This is a genomic window from Chamaesiphon sp. OTE_8_metabat_110, from assembly GCF_031382685.1.
In the GTDB taxonomy this organism is placed as follows: Bacteria; Cyanobacteriota; Cyanobacteriia; order Cyanobacteriales; family Chamaesiphonaceae; genus Chamaesiphon.
The window spans coordinates 1-14,492 of record NZ_JANMZA010000390.1; the positions used below are offsets into that span (position 1 = coordinate 1).

The window sequence follows — 14,492 nt, forward strand, 5'->3', positions numbered from 1 at the left end:
GACAAGTCGCTGTACTGAAACAAGCAAAGATTGATGAGGTTCTCGATCGAATAACTATGGTTATTCGCCAAGATTTTGAATGAATAACGGCAAATATAGTAGAGAGATGGTGAGCAATGCCCACCATCTATATGTTGTAGAAATTTCCTACCCCCTACTTTCTACCCTCTAACTTACGGAACTTGTAAACTAATCCAGCCTTGCTCTGGAATATGCTGGCGATAACGTCCGCAATCCGAGAACATCAGCGACATTTGTAGCCCGTAATCGGGTTCTAGTTGCAAATCAGCCCACGGTACGGCAATTTCTAGCGACTTCTCCCAAGCTACCAGGGCATTGCTCGATCGAGCCTCCCATCGATCGTAATCCATCGCTTCATGCAGCCAAGTATACTTGGTAGTCAAATCGATCAGTAACCGATGGTGAAACCGATAATTAGTGGGTGCTTGACGGGGTAAGTTTGCCAGTGGAATCAAGCTATTGTGCATGGTTTCTTTGGGATAAAACCACATCAGATTCAACTCATTAGGAATCTCCAATCCGGGTTTGACACCAGCTTTAAAGTCCATCCGCAGATAAAAATTGAGGTGATCTGCACCATAGAAGATCCGCTGAATCGGACTAGCCTGGTGCATTGTCCCACTAGCACCGCCGATTTCTAAACGTCCGGCAAAATTCCAATCTTGCTCGTCACCACTACCATCGATCGTGGGGTGAATAAAGCCCTCTGGACGGTAAGTAGTGCGTCGTTCGTGGGATTCGACAGGTTGACGCAATTCGGGGGGTACAGGCTCATTTAAAGCCTGATACAGCGCGATCAGATGTTCGCGGAAGAGTTGGTCGAACATCGCATCTTGGTTGGAAGAATGCCCATAGCCAAACCACCAGAACCAATCAGAACCTTCGGCGGCATAGAGAGCTTCCCAAGCGGCGGAGTTAGTTTCTTCGGTGGCTTCGGGATGATTTGCCAGTACTTGTCTGGCTGCGGTGAGCAGATCCCAGGCGCGGTTTTTGGCAGGATCGCCAATCCAGGTGGTGAGGCTGCCATCTACCCACGAACCCGTGTGGAGATCTGCGGGAGGGAAGCTGGCTGTGGGGGGAAATTCATCGAGGAATTCGGAGACAGTGACAAGTTTGATTGTCTCGTCTTCGCTGAGGGTGCCATAAAGATGTTCGAGGAAAGGTTTACCATCGAGATGGTAGTGTTCCCAGCAGTTTTCACCGTCGAGGGCGATCGTGACTAGCCACGGTTTCTCTAGACTAGTACCACCATGCCCTTCTTTGGCAGCCAGCGATCGAGAAATTTCATGCAAATGTCCGACTAAATCCGCCGCCGCTGTCTCTGCTGGCATCCCGCTGTAGGTAAAGCCGATTAAGTCCGACAAACGATGATCGCGGAATACCATCGATAAGTCACCGTCGGGCGTACTTACCTGATACGGACGATATAACAATTCCGGTTCCAGCACATTACCCGCACCATCGCGATGGAAGTATTGCTTGAGGGTATTACCCAGCACCGATTCATCGGTACACAGCCACTTAAAGCCCTGCCGCGCCACATAAGGTAGCATTTCGGGACTAACCGCCTGTTCCGACGGCCACAAGCCCCGTGGGACGCAGCCGAAGCGATCTTTATACATGTCCCAAGCCTTGCCGAGATGGCGAGGGATATCTTCTGCCCACTGAAACCGTTTGGGTAAGTCCATATTCGGCACCGCCACCCGCCCGACGTTGGTATCTGCCAATAGGGGTAAAATCGGGTGAGTGTAAGGTGTCGTCGTCACCTCTAGCTGTCCCGATTCCTGCATCTTGCGATGTTGAGGCACGATCCGCCGCAGGATCTCCCGTTGCTTGGAGTAAATCCGCTGCCGATCGCTTAAAGTAAAGTCTCTGTCTTGTTTCAACCAATGGGCGATCTCTGACTCTTCCCAAAATAACGGATCGAACCAAGCTAGATTATGCCATGCCAATAAGTCCCCATAGTCGCGATCGATCCAATGCTCCAAACACCACGGCTCGCCATGTTCCGATCGTTGGTGATACAGCTCGCTATAGCGTGGGTGCGGGTCGATCAGGGTATGATGATTGGCATCAAAAAAGTGCCGAATAATAAACTGCTTTTGAGCAGGTTGAAGTTGCTCGGTGGGCATCAACGCTAGTTCTAAATAGGGATCGAAGGCTGTCCCCGCAATATAATCTTCCAACTGCAAAATCAACGATGGTACTAAATTGACCGTCTGATGCAGTTTTGGGTATTTTTCGAGCAGCAAGATCAGATCGAGATAATCTTTAGTCCCATGCAAACGCACCCACGGTAATCGGTACTTACCATCGCGGTACTTGTACAGAGGTTGATGCTGGTGCCAGATAAAGGCGACGTGGAGAGGATGCGGCATAGATGAGTTATGACTTCAGGATTAATGTATGTGCATACCGATCTCGATGCTCCGCTTACATTGGATGTGCCGAAGGAGATCGAGGTCTATCGGGGCACACTAGTCGAGCAGGTGATGAAATTTTGACCGATAGTGTGCGATCTTAGCTTACTTCTTTTGCTGAAAACACGTCTCGATCGATATTTGGCTGGGGATCGCACCGTTCGGTTACAAGACTTAATCTAGATGGGAGATGGGAGATGGAAGATACTGGGACACATTGATGATGTTTGTTGCCTGCGGCTATTTTTGCGATCCCGTTTAACTTTAAGAACTTTGCCCTATTTCTATCTCCCCACTCCCATCTCCCATCTCCTATCTCCCCCCTAATTAATCCGTTTGAGCAAAACCACAGTTGACTTTTTCCCGCCAGGTTGCAATATTTGCAAATTGATATTATCTCGATCGAGACATTTATATTGTGACTTGACGGGTGGTAGATCGCGATCGCCAAATAACATAAACACACGATCGCCGCTAAGCTTTAAATTATCACCTAAGTTAAGTTTGGGTGACAGCCGCTGATAGTTTTGGGAGCTAAATGTCAGACTACTATCGGAGTTGACCTGAAATCTAGCGCTAGCACTACCCGATAAACCTACACTAATTCGACCGATCGTCGCTCCAGTTTCTTTGACTTTTAGTGTGTATTTTTGATCCAGATCGAATGCTTCAAATGTTGCGTTGCCATCTCTATTAATGACGATCTTGGCATATCCCAGCATTTGGGGATTTGTGACTTTAGCTTGCGTAAATTGTTTAATTGTTGGTAGCCAATAGGCACTGAGATCGGCAACTTGCCAGGTACCTACATAGCAATAAGGTTCGCCCTGTGGTGCTGGGGGAATCGGTACCTTTGCCACTACCCCTGTTAGTAATGGCGGCTGGGGAAGCGTTGGCGGTTGGATCTTGACTTTGGAGTGGACTACTGGGGCATGTTTCGATCGAGAGATTGGGGTCACGCGATTGACATCCACCGGACGCAGTACCAACCGAGATTTCTCTCTCCGACCGGGTTTGGCAGTTGCCGTAAAATTATATTGTTGACCGCGATTGAGATTGCTAGTCGTCAAGCAAAGTTGTGACACTTCGCTCAGTGCTGGAAAGCTAAACCGAGAATCAATGGCGGTATTACCCCCGGCTTGGGACTTACTGGTAACATCATTGTGAAAAAACTGCAATCCTTTGGTTTTGTCATAGAGCGAAAACTTGACAATCCCCGCTCCAGTTGTTTTCACATTCAGGGTAATCCGCGTGTCTGGCTCTACGGATAATCCATAACACACTTCACCGTTGGGATTGCTCGGCGATGGGGTCAGCGATCCTGTATACGGCTGTCCCATCGTCATTGGGACGATGGGCGTGCCACTTTTGGCAAATGCGGCTAGCGGACTGAAGAGGAAGATCAGTGGTAGAATCCGCAAAATCGATCGATTGAATGGCTGGGGCATATGGGTAGATGAGCACTCGTTGGTGAAGCCGCGCGATAGCGAACCCGTCGATGTCTTTGCGTCTGGATTTGACGATGCTTCACGGGAGAAACTCCGCCAACAGGCAGTACACATAGCGCAGCGATAGTATATGCGATGGCTATAAAGTATTCGTTATAGATCCATATTTCCCCATTAAGATCCAAATCGACCATCTCAATACAAAAAAGATACTTAAATGTAATTTTGAGGGAGATGGGAGATGGGATTAGAGCGCCGGACTAGATTAAGAAATCGTATAATTTCCCCGCTGGGTCTGACGATCGCGATTACAGTAGAAACTAATACCGATCGAAGCTTCAGAGTTTACCTGCTCGAAAAATACATGACTACCCAAGATTTAATTCTCCTAGTTGTCCTACTCTGTCCAGGGTTGCTGTTATCTGTGACAATTATGCTCACCTTCGCTGCTGGTGGTTAAGCACTTGGTTTGCACCGCCAAGTAAACATTAATAATATCTACAATAATCAGCTCGCCCCAACTTATTCAAGAAGTCGGGACAAGCTGCTTTTATTCTAATGAGTTTGTATTGTTTTCTCGATCGCGCTGTAGTTGGGTTGAAGAATGAAACCCAACAATCCCACGGTTAACAGAACGATCGATTAAAATTATCGGGTATCTATACACCTTCTCGATTGCCTCCGGCACGCTGCGCGAACGTCAATATTTTAAATCATTAACTTCAGATTGCTATCAGTATGGATCGATATTAATCACTACAGATATTCATCTTACTAAATCGATAATTGTGTTGGTGGGCACTGCCCACCCTACGAAATAAACTGAGGAGTATTTCAAATTCCTATATCAAAAACTGTGCGTTCGCATATCGTACCGTAGCAATCGATCTTGGTGATGTTGGGTTTTCTCCTGGGGGAGAGGCTCCGCCAACGCTTCACTCAACCCAGCCTACAATCTTACCCATTACCCTTTACCAATCTGGCTGAGTCAAACTGCGCGCGCGTTGATAGCAGGTTTCGGCTTCATCCCACTCTTGCTGGGCACTGTGAACCCGACCTAGATTAAACCAGAATTCGGAACGCTCAGGCTCTAGTCCCGAAGCTTGTTTAAAGCTAAATAGGGCATTGTCGAGCCGTCCGAGTTCGAGGAGGCAATTACCGCGACTGTTCCACGCATCGGCGCGATCGGGATCGAGGTTGAGTGTGACCTCGTAGTCGGTACAGGCTGCTTCGTACTTATGCTGGAGCAGATGAAGATTGCCCCGACGATACCAAGCTGGCGGATACTCGGGGTCTAGCTCGATCGAGCGATCGAGACTGACAATTGCCGCATCGATGTGACCGAGAGCTTGCTGGGCGATCGCTTGGCGGTACCAGGTTTGGGCATCATCATCGCGGAGTTGAATGCTGGTCTGATAGCACTCTAGCGCCTCAGCATACTGCTGGAGGTTGAGATGGGTAGTTGCTTGGTTATTCCAGCCGATCGGGTCTTGAGGGGCAACCTTGGTGGCTTGGCGATAACTATGGAGGGCACCTTCGAGGTTATCGAGTTGAAATAGGGCATTGCCGCGACTATTCCAGGCAGGTGCGAAGGTGGGCGAAAGTGTCAACGCTCGATCGAAGCTCGCTACCGCCGCTGTCCACTGACCGAGTTCGAGGAGGGCATTGCCGCGATGATGGTAGGCTTGACGGTCTTCGGGATTGAGGATCGCGCAGTTGTCATAACAGGCGATCGCGTCTTCGTATTTTTGGAGCTGAAATAAAGCCAGTCCCCGATTGAGCCAGACGAGGGGATCGAGCTTGTCGATCTCGATACTCTGCTCGTAACACGCCAGTGCTTCTTGCCAACAGCCGAGATGCTGGAGTGCCATGCCGCGACCATTCCAGGCATTAGCATCGCGCTCGTGAATTTCCAGGCTTCGTTCGTGGGCAGCGGCAGCTTCTTGATAACGCTGGAGATGAAAGAGGGCTTTGCCGCGATTGTGCCAGCTTTGGTAGAACTGGGGTTGCAATTCGATCGCTTTATCGTAGCTGACGATCGCTTCTTCATAACGTTTAAGCGATCCCAGGACGTTGCCGTGATTGTTCCAAATATAATAATCCGTGGGCTTGAGTTCGAGGGCGCGGTGGTAGCTATCGAGGGCGGCTTCAAGCTGTCCGAGTTGAAAATAGAGATTGCCCTGTTGGTACCAGGCGGGGGAATAGTTGGGATTGAGTTCGATGCAGCGTTGATAGCTGCGGAGATTTTCGGTCGGATCGCCCTTGAGTTGAAACTGGCTCTGACCGCGCTGGTACCAGGCGAGTGCGAAGTTGGGGTCGTATTTAATCGCTTTGTCATAACTCCCGAGGGCATCTTCCCAGCGCTCCAAGTTGCCGAGCAAGCAGCCGCGATGATACCAAGTTTCGGCGCGGTCGGGTGCGAGTTCCAACGCCTGCCGATAGGCACTCAGGGCGGTCACAAACTCCCCTTGATGGTAAAGTGCTTGCCCTAATAGATGCCAGTTGCCAGCGACATCTGGCTGGATGCTAGTAGCGGTTTGTAAGCTGCTGACCGCAGTATGATAGTTGCCTAGTTCGATCGAGATCCGCCCGTGTTGTGCCCACAGAGCGGGATTGTCGGGATCGATCTCGATTGCTTGACAACAGGCGACGAGTGCTGTTTCCCATTCGCCTTTGGCTGCTCGAACTTGGCTTTGGTTGTAGAGGATCGATTGATTTTGCGGATCGAGTGCGAGGGCGCGATCGTAGCAATCATTGGCGGCTGCCCAGCGATAGAGCGCGGCTTCAGCTAAACCTTTGGCATACCAGGCATCTGGGGCATCGGGATTGAATTCGATTGCTCGATCGTAACAACCGATCGCGTCCTCCCACTGCTGTAATTGCGCTAAAACTAGACCGTGACTGTAACTCAGGTCGTAATTAGGCTGAGTCAAAGCCATCACCCGATCGTAACAATTTGCCGCTGGTGCCCATTCCTGCAATTGCTGGAGCGCCTTACCTTGACGATACCAGGCGGGATGGCGATCGGGCTGGAGGTTGGTGACTTGTTGGTAGGCATAGACAGCTTCTGGCAAGCGATCTAACTCCCACAAGAGATTTCCCAAGCCATACCAGGTATCGGGATCTTGGGGATAAAATTCGATCGCCCGATCGTAAGCGGCTAACGCGCCTGCGGTGTTGCCAATTTGGGTTAATTCTTTGCCTAAGTTGTGCCAAGCGGGATGATAATCGGCTTGAATCTCGATCGCCTTATGATAGCTGGCGATCGCTTCATCTTGGCGATCGAGATGTGCCAAAATCAAGCCGCGATCGTTCCAACTGTGGTAGTCTGCGGGGTTGAGTGCTAGTGCCCGATCGTACACCGCCAGCGCGGCGGGGTAGCGTTGGAGTTTGAGCAGGGTTTTACCTTGAAAGTACCACACGGTTGCCGCAGTGGGCTTGAGTGCTAGAGCGCGTTCGTAGCAATACAGCGCCTCTTCCCACCGATCTAAATGCGAGCAAGCATAACCGCGCTGATACCAACAATCGAAATTCGGCTCGATCTCGATGGCGGCATCGTAGCTGGCAATCGCTTCTTCATAGCGATTGAGCTTAAATAACGCCTGTCCTTTACCTTGAATCGCTGGGTAAAAAGTTGGCTCGATGACAATTGCTCGATCGTAATTGGCGATCGCGTATTCATATCTTTTGAGTTCGGCTAGTGCATTACCGCGCTCGTACCACGCCTCATAAAAATGGGGATCGATCGCAATCGCTCGATCGTGACTTTCCAGTGCAGCCGTGTAATCGTGCTGCAAGCTCTGAACGATCCCATAACTGTGCCAAATCGCCGGGTCTTTGGCGCGTAATTGTAATGCCCGATCGAAGCTAACTTTAGCCTCAGTATACCGTTCGAGTTCGGCGAGAATTTTACCGCGTTCGTACCAAGGTTCATAGTTCTCGGCAAACAAATCGATCGATCGATCGAAACAACTCACAGCTTCTTCTTGGCGACCTAATTTTGCCACCGCCACCCCCCGACTGTGCCAGATATACGGATCGTCGGGCTGAAAACTCAAAGCTTTGTCGTAACTTTCGATCGCTGCGGTATCTTTGCCCTGGTAGGCGAACGTCATCCCCAGATTGTACCAGGCGGGATAAAAATCTGGATTGAGTTTGAGCGTGTGATTGTAGCTGCCAATTGCTTCTTCGTACCGTCCTAGATGAAACAGCACAAATCCCAAATTATTCCAGGCTTGATGGTAATCTGGCTTGAGCTTGAGCGTCCGATCGTAGCTATCTAGAGCTTGCTCGTACCGACTCAAATGAAAGAGTGCCATCCCCTTGTTGTACCAAGCCTGATGAAATTGGGGCTGAATGTCCAATGTCCGATCGTAACTGACGATCGCGGCTTCATAGCGTTGGAGATGAAACCAGACGACACCCAGATTATTCCAAGCCGTGTAAAAATCTGGATGCAGCCGCGTGGCTTGCTCGTAGCAATTAATCGCCGCCTCAAATCTTCCCAGCTTGAATAGTGCTTTACCCTGATTGTTCCAGGCATCGCTGTGAGTGGGTTCGAGCTGGGTTGCCTTCCGATAACAATCGAGGGCATGTTCGTACCGTTTGAGGTGGAACATCGCCTTACCACGATTATTCCAAGCCTCGGCATCTTTGGGCGCTAAGGTAGTCGCCTGAGTATAGCAATTCAGTGCTTCTTGGGGTCGGTCTAGTTGCAAGAGGATGTGACCGCGATTGCTCCATCCTTCGGCTAATTGGGGTTGTAACTTGGTGACAACCTCGTATCTCCGCAGTGCGGGTTCGAGTTCGCCGAGATGGAATAAAATATTTCCGCAGTGATTCCAGGCGCGATCGCAGTCCGGCTGGAGTTCGGTGACTTTGGTATAGGCTGATAGCGCCGCTTCAAAATCACCCAGGAAAAATAATACTTTGCCCTGATTGTACCAAGCCGCCTGAAACTCAGGTGCGATATCTAGGGCGCAGCGATAACACTGGAGAGCATCTTGAAAACTTTTTTGCTCGAAGTGGGCGACGCCTAGATTGTTCCAAGCTTGATAAAATTGGGCATTTAGTTGGGTTGCTTGTTGATAAGACTTAATTGCCGCACCAATTTGTCCTAGATGGAATAAGACTTGACCTTGATTGTTCCAGGTATACCAATCTTCTGGATCGATCTGTAAACTTTGTTCGTAACAACCGCAAGCGGCTTGGACTTGACCGATGTGAAATAACAACCACCCTTTATGGGAGAGGGTGCGGCTATCATCTGGCTTAATCGTTAATGCTCGATCGTAAGCCGTCAAGGCAGCATCGTACTCGCACAATTCAAACAGCGCGCGCCCCTTGTTATACCAGCTAAATCGATCGGCGGGAGCCAGCGCGATCGCCCGATCGCAACTCGCCACTGTTTGGCGATAATCTCCCAATTGAAATATGACCCACCCTCGATTTGCCCAAGTATCCGCATCTTCAGGCTTTAATTCAATCGCCCGATCGTAGGATTCTAATGCCTCTGACAATCGTTCTAACCCGACTAAAACCCACCCCAAACTTACCCAAGCTTCCTGCTTGTGGGGTTGCAACTCTAACGTTTTGTTGTAACAAGCTAAGGCAACATCTAGCTTACCTGCATTGCGATACAAGTTTCCTTGACGATACCAAGCTTCGGGGTCATCTGTAGCCACAGTAAAATTTGGGAGTTCGGATTCAGCCAGAACATCTTGCTTCATTGTCTCATACTCAGCAATTACTGTCTTAGATACCTTTGGTTGGCATTTTTCTGCTGGCACATCGACAGTCGATGTCGGCAGTAAGTTATCTAGACAATTGTCGTGCAATTGCTCGACTAACGATTGCGCGCTAGGCGTTGTCGTTGCTGCACCCAGAATCAAAGCATCGAGCGATAACTTTTGCCGATTGTTATTATTGCCCCAAAATCTAGTTAACATGTTTAGTTTCTAAAAATATCGAGCAAATGTCGCACGCAGTAAGCTTCTGACTGCTAAATAGCCAAAAATTTATCCTGACAATCTAGAATTTCTCATGCAAACAATCGCTGGGGACTGTCTATCTCAAAGTAAGTAAATGTGACACTCAAGTATTATTAACTACATCAAATTTTAGCAAGTATGCTTAGATTATAGCCAACTTACAATAACTAAGTTGTCAATTTGACAACTTAGTTTAAGGTATAAAAAAGATACCTTGGATCGAAATAATTCACTCCTTCGGCTCTAAATGTGGTGCTCTAAAATTGAATTAATATAGATTATATTACAAAATCTCCTCAATCATCTCGTTGGCGTAGCCTCTCCATCAGGAGAATCGCTGGAGAAAGCTGAAGACCGATCGGTCTAAAAATTGTCATCAGGGCGCAAAATGCCGTGCTGCTGATGAAAAATATAGATCGCCCTGGTTGCTCAAGTTCAGCACCGCTCGATCGCCACACTAGCATCAAGCCGCGAGCAAACAGCGATTCTCCTGATGGAGAGGCTACGCCAACGAGACTAAAATTTTTGGATAAATTACTCACGATTCACCATCGAATGTCCATGCCTCGAAGCGATTGGCATAGTAGCTCAGAATGCGATCGAGCCGGACTAGATCTGGTGGGGTCAATCCGTCGGCTCCAGTAATCTCCAATCCACCTAACTGGCTTTGTGTATAGTTAAACTCTCGCTCGATCGGAGTTAAAAAGCCAATGACAATCCCCTCAATCTGTTGTAAATGAGCGGCGATCTCTCGATACACTGCCAATGGCAGCCGATCGTTGCGGATGGTGAATTTGGGCGGCATGAGATGGGAGATGGGAGGTGGGAGATGGGAGATGGGAAATGGGAGGTGGTAGAGGGTAGAGGGTAGAGGGTAGAGGGTAGAGGGTGGAGGGTAGTAATGGGTAAGAGTTTCAAAGACTTAGCATTTGCAACTGGCAAAGTATAAAACAGATGAAACGGGAACTTATTCTGTTACCTTTTACCTTTTAACTTTTACCCTATCTCCCATCTCCCATCTCCCATCTCCCATCTGTTCCCTACTTCAATAAAACCTTTGCCGCAGCCGCGACACCAGCCCCAGCAGTACCCGTGTGACCGAGTTCGGCGATGGTGGCTTCAAGGGCGGCAATGGCCGTGAGGATGTCGCGATCGCAGACAAAGCCCAAATGCCCGATTCTGAAGATCTTGCCTTTGAGACCATCCTGACCGCCAGCCAGGACGATATCAAATTTCTTCTTCATCGTGCTGCGAATCTGCTCGGCATCGACAGTTGTCGGTGCGACAGCAGTAATCGCGGGACTGCCATGTCCATCCGGCGCGTACAATGGTAAACCCATTGCGGTAATCGCGGCGCGGGTGGCGTGCATCTGACGTTGATGGCGGGCAAAGATATTTGCCAATCCTTCTGCCTGCATCATCTGCAACGCAGCTTGGAGTGCAAAAATCAGATTTACTGGCGGCGTGAAGGGAGTAGTATTTTTAGCTGCGTCTTTGCTATATTTACCCAAATCCATATAATAGCGTGGCAACTTAGCCGTTTTGTAAGCCGACCAAGCTTTGGCGCTCACCGCGACAAAGCCCATTCCGGGCGGAATCATAAATCCTTTCTGAGAGCCAGAGCAAACGACATCTAGACCCCAGGTATCGATCGGCACATCGACCGCTCCCAGACTGGTAACTGCATCGACAATCGACAGCGCACCGTGGGCGGCGATATGTTTGCTGATAGTCTCCAGGTCGTTAATTACCCCGGTTGAAGTCTCGCTATGGGTGACGATAACTCCTTTAATCGCTTGAGTAGTATCGGCGTCTAGTGCTGATTTGACAGCATTGGGATCGATCGGTTGTCCCCAGGGTGCGGTTACTTCCTGGACATCTAGCGCAAAGGCTTTGGCAACTTCCGCCCACCGTTCGCCAAATTTACCATTATGGACGACCAGGACGCGATCGCCGGGACTGAAGAAATTAATAATTCCGGCTTCCATTGCCCCCGTACCGGAGACGGTGAGCATCAAGACATCATTTTGAGTCTGGTGCAGCCATTTGAGATTAGCTGTAACCTCTGCCATGATTTGGCTGAATTCACCACTGCGATGCCCGATTGGATGCTTTGCCATAGCTAGCAACACATTCTCTGGCACTGGTGTAGGGCCAGGAATCATCAACATCAATTTGTTTTCCACGATCTTAATCCCATTTAAATAATAGTTAAACTGACGATTTCTAAGTAGATTTGCGGAATGTCAATTCTAGCTCAAGATTATACCCGACGGATAGGGGTAGCGCTGGGCACAAAGCCGACAATTTATTGCCGTCAGTAGCGACGTAGTACTAACGCCGAGCCGGATGGGTAGAACGGTAGTGCGCGAGACACCCTAGTTGTAACACGTTATGACGATCGCTGGGTTTGTCATTACTGTAGAGGTAAGATAGCTGCTAGCATGACGACGATTGGCGGTAGCCAACTGGCGATCGGATTGGCAGCCTGTGAGATTCATCTCAATGTATCGATCGATACGAGCGCACCACACAGAAATCCTGGAGACAAGATGTATCGCGATCGAAATTACCGAAATTGCCACTGTCGGGGATGGTTCGATCTATAAGGTCTGTTTTGAGTATATTATGGCATCATGTTAATGGTATCTAGTAGTAACCTTCGATCGCGAAAAATGTTATGACAAATAATCTTATTCCCTATGATTGTGGTGATGATGATGTAATTGCCTTTGGAGAGGCAATGTTTCGTTCTGGAAAGCTAAAACGAGCCATCGGTCAATCTTTTGATGGCGCAGTTGGTAGATCGATCGACCAGAAACTACGTCAAAATGGTTTGGAGATTCCGATTCTCATGACTGGTTCGACCCTACTAGCCAACGAACATTGCCAATGGTTCGAGGAAGGGATTAGTTGCGAGATCCTCGATCTAGCGACCCGCCGCTGGTGCAAGGGTAAAGTTCGAGTTCAAGTTTCAGTTGAGTTTTTAGTAGAAGATACAGATGATAAAAAGCTGCTCCCTAGCGATTCGCTAGCAGAGACAATGCGCGAACGCGAACGCGAAGATCCAAATAATGATGAATATGTTAATAGTGAGTATGTCTTGACAGGTATTCATCACAACGGTCATCAATAGTAACGATCGACGCTATCGGCACGATATCGATCGAGATTATCCACACTTAATACTAAAAATATTTTATAGCTAGACACCCAAATTCCATTGAGGATTTGGGTGTTTGATTTTAAATAGAGCTTCAGATCTCAGCTTTAGCTGTCGATCGATAATTAAAGTTTCAACAAACAACCGATCGACTTAATTCTACCGCCTGAAGATAGTTTTCTAGCTAGATCGATTGTCGTACAAGCTGACTATCTCTATACATATATCAGCCAAATGGCTAATATGAAGATCGACCCAGCAATCTCGTTACAAATCTAGATTGCAATAGCTGAATCTGTTTGTCAGAAACAATCATCATCACATCTATCTACAATGAATTATCACTATCTCTGCGTCCCAATCATTATTGCACAGCCAATTATTCAGCTTCGATCGCCCTAGATATTAGTAGTTATCTCTGGTAGAATAATGAAATGTAAAGTTAGAGGATCGATAAGTGTAGTGAGCTACACAAGATCGCATTGTCATTAGTAATTTGGGGAACAAACAAGCCCAAATTCAATCATTAACTATTAAGTTTTTGAGATCGCCGAATAATCTAATAAATATCTTTAAAAATATCTAGACACTCTCGGCGAGCCAGATTGTCCAGAGATAGCTCTATCAAATATAACCTGAATGCAAGTCCTTCACATCATTACCGATTTTAATGACGGCGGTGCTCAAGCGGTGCTGTACCGATTTATTACTGCCGATCCCAAAAACGAACATCAAGTTATTTCCTTGATGAGTACTGGTTGGTATGGAGATCGACTCTCGAAATTGGGCATTCCCGTGTACTCGCTGGATATGCCCAAGAGTAAGTTGACCCTAGACGGCATCAAAAAGCTGTATCGGCTCATTCGCCAAATCAATCCAGAGACGATTCAAACCTGGATGTATCATAGCGATTTTCTCGGGACGATCGTGGCTCGATTAGCGGGCAAGAAATCGATCGTCTGGGGCGTTCACAATACCAATCTCGATCCCACAAAAACCTCGCGCTCGACGCGGCTGATCGCACGGGCTTGTGGCATCTTATCCGGTATTCCTAGCAAAATTATCAGTTGCTCTCAAGAGGGGGTTAAAGTCCATACTGGACTGGGCTACCAGCAGCAAAAAATTGTCGTGGTGCCTAACGGTTATGATGTCAGCGAATTTTCGCCACAGCCAGCCAGCCGCAAAGCACTCCGCCAGCAATGGCAGATCCCCGAACAGACAACTTTGCTGGGGATGGTAGCGCGGTGGAATCCGCAAAAAGATCATCCAAATCTAATTGCAGCATTAGCTCAGTTGCCAACTCACACCCAGTCGCCTTGGCACTGCGTATTGATCGGATCGAGTTTGGATGCGGACAATCAAGTATTAGTAGAATTGTTAGAGCAACATGGGATCGGAGATCGAGTTACCTTGCTCGGTATGCGTAGTGACATCCCCGCAGTCATGAGCG

At 48.4% G+C, this 14,492-nt stretch carries 10 protein-coding genes; 4 read left to right on the top strand and 6 right to left on the bottom strand.

Annotated features, from left to right (window positions below; translation table 11 throughout):
- Window positions 1-173 precede the first annotated feature (173 nt).
- Together RMO52_RS14265 and RMO52_RS14270 are read right to left on the bottom strand one after the other, a co-directional pair.
- A complete protein-coding gene (locus RMO52_RS14265; RefSeq protein ID WP_310415358.1) occupies window positions 174-2,399 on the bottom strand; it encodes a glycoside hydrolase in 2,226 nt (741 codons plus the stop codon).
- Window positions 2,400-2,764: 365 nt separating this feature from the next.
- Window positions 2,765-3,889, bottom strand: coding sequence for a hypothetical protein (locus tag RMO52_RS14270; protein WP_310415361.1), 1,125 nt, complete (start codon window positions 3,887-3,889; stop codon window positions 2,765-2,767).
- Window positions 3,890-4,130: 241 nt separating this feature from the next.
- On the opposite strand from RMO52_RS14270, the gene RMO52_RS14275 reads away from it, so the two are divergent.
- The gene (locus RMO52_RS14275) at window positions 4,131-4,349 is read left to right on the top strand and encodes a hypothetical protein (RefSeq protein WP_309741702.1); all 219 of its coding nucleotides are present in this window, start codon (window positions 4,131-4,133) and stop codon (window positions 4,347-4,349) included.
- 511 nt (window positions 4,350-4,860) lie between these two features.
- Here RMO52_RS14275 and RMO52_RS14280 read toward each other — a convergent pair.
- From RMO52_RS14280 to RMO52_RS14295, 4 genes are all read right to left on the bottom strand, one after another.
- Entirely contained in the window at window positions 4,861-9,837 is a 4,977-nt protein-coding gene (locus RMO52_RS14280; RefSeq protein ID WP_310415364.1) for a tetratricopeptide repeat protein, read from the bottom strand.
- Window positions 9,838-10,175: 338 nt separating this feature from the next.
- Window positions 10,176-10,421: a hypothetical protein gene (locus RMO52_RS14285; protein ID WP_310415367.1), complete on the bottom strand. Its 246-nt coding sequence runs from the start codon at window positions 10,419-10,421 to the stop codon at window positions 10,176-10,178.
- Window positions 10,418-10,684 carry a hypothetical protein gene (locus tag RMO52_RS14290; protein WP_309741693.1) on the bottom strand — a complete coding sequence of 89 codons (267 nt, stop codon included), beginning with the start codon at window positions 10,682-10,684 and terminating at the stop codon, window positions 10,418-10,420. The genes RMO52_RS14285 and RMO52_RS14290 overlap by 4 nt, the downstream gene beginning before the upstream one ends.
- Before the next feature lie 235 nt (window positions 10,685-10,919).
- On the bottom strand, window positions 10,920-12,065 hold the full coding sequence (locus tag RMO52_RS14295) for an alanine--glyoxylate aminotransferase family protein (protein ID WP_310415370.1): 1,146 nt from the start codon (window positions 12,063-12,065) through the stop codon (window positions 10,920-10,922).
- 258 nt (window positions 12,066-12,323) lie between these two features.
- On the opposite strand from RMO52_RS14295, the gene RMO52_RS14300 reads away from it, so the two are divergent.
- From RMO52_RS14300 to RMO52_RS14310, 3 genes are all read left to right on the top strand, one after another.
- A complete protein-coding gene (locus tag RMO52_RS14300) occupies window positions 12,324-12,488 on the top strand; it encodes a hypothetical protein (protein ID WP_309741691.1) in 165 nt (54 codons plus the stop codon).
- A gap of 71 nt (window positions 12,489-12,559) precedes the next feature.
- On the top strand, window positions 12,560-13,015 hold the full coding sequence (locus RMO52_RS14305; RefSeq protein WP_309741690.1) for a KGK domain-containing protein: 456 nt from the start codon (window positions 12,560-12,562) through the stop codon (window positions 13,013-13,015).
- 666 nt (window positions 13,016-13,681) lie between these two features.
- The coding region (locus RMO52_RS14310; RefSeq protein WP_310415373.1) for a glycosyltransferase at window positions 13,682-14,492 on the top strand (811 nt) is incomplete at its 3' end.

Bases quoted from the DNA above. Each gene is read 5' to 3' on its own strand.
- RMO52_RS14265 (WP_310415358.1), bottom strand. From the start codon at position 2,399: ATGCCGCATCCTCTCCACGTCGCCTTTATCTGGCACCAGCATCAACCT.
- RMO52_RS14270 (WP_310415361.1), bottom strand. From the start codon at position 3,889: ATGCCCCAGCCATTCAATCGATCGATTTTGCGGATTCTACCACTGATC.
- RMO52_RS14275 (WP_309741702.1), top strand. From the start codon at position 4,131: ATGGGATTAGAGCGCCGGACTAGATTAAGAAATCGTATAATTTCCCCG.
- RMO52_RS14280 (WP_310415364.1), bottom strand. From the start codon at position 9,837: ATGTTAACTAGATTTTGGGGCAATAATAACAATCGGCAAAAGTTATCG.
- RMO52_RS14290 (WP_309741693.1), bottom strand. From the start codon at position 10,684: ATGCCGCCCAAATTCACCATCCGCAACGATCGGCTGCCATTGGCAGTG.
- RMO52_RS14300 (WP_309741691.1), top strand. From the start codon at position 12,324: ATGACGACGATTGGCGGTAGCCAACTGGCGATCGGATTGGCAGCCTGT.
- RMO52_RS14305 (WP_309741690.1), top strand. From the start codon at position 12,560: ATGACAAATAATCTTATTCCCTATGATTGTGGTGATGATGATGTAATT.